A 1,970-nucleotide genomic window follows, 5' to 3' on the forward strand; every position below is an offset into this window, starting at 1 on the left:
AGCAGTACAGTGACTATGGGGCTATAGCTGTATGAAACTGTCCGAAGTGTTGTACTTCTGGAATCTTGGATAACCAGTGCATAGTAGTGGCTGCCAGTCCAATATTGAGGGAAGCTTGCGGGGCTACGTGCATGTAAAAACTACTGGGTTGTATAAAGACCACCAGGTTTTCAAATTTTGATCTTAATTGGTTCAAATTTTCAGATAACATCGGCAGATCGCCTGATGGCAAATCATTAGCTATATGGTATATGCTTTTACCTTCCAGCTTTTGAAATACACGGCCCCAGAGTTCCATAGAAGTGCCGCCGTCAGCAGCACCATAATCCATGGTGCTATAAAATTTTTTCTTTGGTATGGAATCGAGGGCGTTAACCATAAGGGGCCAGCTATTATCAATACAGGACTTGGCACCTAGAGTTTCCAAGGAGTAATTTTTCAACATACCTACACTCATAGGTCAATCTACCTCTCTACCAATTTATTCACCCCAGACCCACGAATCTATTTTTAATTATAGTGTTGGCTATTTTTAATTATGGTTGATTGCATTAGTGCAACATAGATATAATTAAAAGTATAATCTATAGATTGCGCTAATCGTAGAAATCTACCCTAAAACTAAGCCAAAGAAACCCTCTGAACTTCTCCATGAACATCCGAGCGAAACCATCTATAGGCTAAAGAAATTAAACATAAGATAAAGGGTTTTAAGTCGTCCTCTTAACAAAAGTCACGGATATCACCAGTGCAACCAAGGCCAGGTAGGCATTAATCGTGAATGCACGGTCTATCCCGCTGGAAAGGTCTGGGGCCATAGCTATAATAGTGGTATTCATTCCAAGGCCCAGTGCGCCACCGGCAATCTGGGAGAGCGCAGCGCCAGTCCAGCAGGCAGCACTTGAGGATCGGCGGTTTGAGCGCCACTCAGCGGCATCCCCTTTTCCGCCGTCAACTCTTCAGTACGTCGAGTATCCTGACGAACGGGGGTCAGCGGGGGAGTGTAGAATGGGGTGATCGAAATATCATCAAATCCAACCATGGCGAGGTCCTCGGGCACTTTATGTCCGTAAGCCTGTACGGCTTTGATGGCGACCAAGGCAATACGGTCTCTTGCAGCCAATATTGCATAAAACCCCAGCTTTTCTGTTGAAGCAGATGGGTAATGGCTTTATAGCCGCTGTCACTGAAAAAAAAGACCGTCATTTGACGCGCAATAGACCCAGTACCTGCTCACAATGCAGTACTTGCAATCGGGTTGGGGGGCTGCCGTTTCAGACAACCAAGGATTCCCCTGACGGTGCAACTCCCACAAAGGGCTGTCATCCACTCCTTGGAGTTTCACGAATACCCCATAGGAAGGTGTGATCCCATTAAATAGGAGTGCCAGTCATCACTGGTGGTAATGCGATTGGAAAGCTGGAGATCATAGCGGTGCTCGGCAAGGCGGATGGCGATGTCACTGATCATGCCCAACATAGCGGTTATATCGCCTAGAAGAGTTCGCCCCCAAAGATTTCTTTCTGCGATTAAAATCGCTGCTATTCGTTAGGATTTCGACTAATAAATATACGGGCTGGATAGCAGGCTATTCCACCTACTATTCACCTTACCAGTAATCTACTCATAAATAAAAATAGATCTTCAACCCAACCTAGGGATAACCGTGCCTCAAGCTAACACCTTATACCAAGCTTTCATCTACCACTTAACGAGCACTGAGATTTCGGCCAAAAACAAACCCAAAAACAAAATGTGACAAGAATAAAAAAGACACTAACCAATAAATTGGGAGGAGATCCATCCATACAGCATAAACCGCAAAAGGGTGAACCAACATTAGCGAGTACCAGCAAGCATAACCTAAGTAACCTAGAACTTTACCCTGTGTCTGTGCAAAGTTGGTAACCCCCAGCCCCAGGGCTGTCCCATATAAATCAGCTTAAATCGTGGCTGTAATTATCTTGTCT

3 protein-coding genes are annotated in these 1,970 nt (G+C 45.0%); all 3 read right to left on the reverse strand.

Going from position 1 to position 1,970, the window contains the following annotated elements; all coding sequences use genetic code 11:
- Positions 1-13 precede the first annotated feature (13 nt).
- The 3 genes from MO867_RS21790 to MO867_RS21800 all read right to left on the reverse strand — a co-directional run bounded on the left by MO867_RS21790 (position 14) and on the right by MO867_RS21800 (position 1,479).
- Positions 14-445, reverse strand: coding sequence for a class I SAM-dependent methyltransferase (locus tag MO867_RS21790; RefSeq protein ID WP_252473068.1), 432 nt, complete (start codon positions 443-445; stop codon positions 14-16).
- A gap of 390 nt (positions 446-835) precedes the next feature.
- Complete coding sequence (locus tag MO867_RS21795; protein WP_252473071.1) at positions 836-1,123, reverse strand: substrate-binding domain-containing protein; 288 nt, start codon at positions 1,121-1,123, stop codon at positions 836-838.
- A gap of 218 nt (positions 1,124-1,341) precedes the next feature.
- Entirely contained in the window at positions 1,342-1,479 is a 138-nt protein-coding gene (locus tag MO867_RS21800; protein ID WP_252473072.1) for a hypothetical protein, read from the reverse strand.
- Positions 1,480-1,970: the final 491 nt, after the last annotated feature.

The organism is Microbulbifer okhotskensis (genome assembly GCF_023895975.1).
In the GTDB taxonomy this organism is placed as follows: Bacteria; Pseudomonadota; Gammaproteobacteria; order Pseudomonadales; family Cellvibrionaceae; genus Microbulbifer; species Microbulbifer okhotskensis.